1 pseudogene is annotated in these 553 nt (G+C 50.3%); it reads right to left on the bottom strand.

The features are described 5' to 3' along the window. Position 1: 1 nt before the first annotated feature. Positions 2–553 (bottom strand): annotated as a pseudogene (locus A142_RS15950) (TrbG/VirB9 family P-type conjugative transfer protein); the annotation flags it as partial.

Genomic DNA, 553 nt, shown 5'->3' with positions numbered 1-553 from the left:
GCTACCCCTTCCCTCGCGTCACAAAGTCCGTGCGTTTGACTTCCACGGTGACATCATCCAAATGCAGCCTTAAACGCGGGTAGATACCGGTGATTTTGTACATGCCGTACGCGTCGTCATATTTCATTGGCGCAATGGCGGCTTTCCCTCCAATTTGCGTTTCAATGCTTAAAATGCCGCGATTGGGGTTTGCCAGGCGAATGTAAGTAAATTGACCATCGTCATACGCGTCCGACACCACGTTTTGACCAATAAAACCGTCACCTTCATCCCATTGGTAACGGGTGTAAATGCGATAACGGTATTTACGCAGCGCCTCAATGATGGCGCGGTTTTTCTCTTCCTTGCGGTGCGTATTGACGGTCTTGAGTTCAAGCTTTAAACGTTCAATGGTCGCCTGTGCCTGCGGGGCAACCGAAGGCGTCGTCGTCACTTTTTGCGTTTGCACAAAAGAAGAGACCGCTTGCTTTGTCTGAGCGTCCATAAACCCGCGAGTCTTCACGAGCACACAGGTTTGATTTTTGTTGGCAGGCACCCTGTTAGCTTGAATGTC

The organism is Vibrio splendidus 12E03 (assembly GCF_000272105.2).
In the GTDB taxonomy this organism is placed as follows: domain Bacteria; phylum Pseudomonadota; class Gammaproteobacteria; order Enterobacterales; family Vibrionaceae; genus Vibrio; species Vibrio splendidus_I.
Note: the sequence above shows the minus strand (reverse complement) of the source record. Positions and strands in the feature narration are given on the sequence as shown.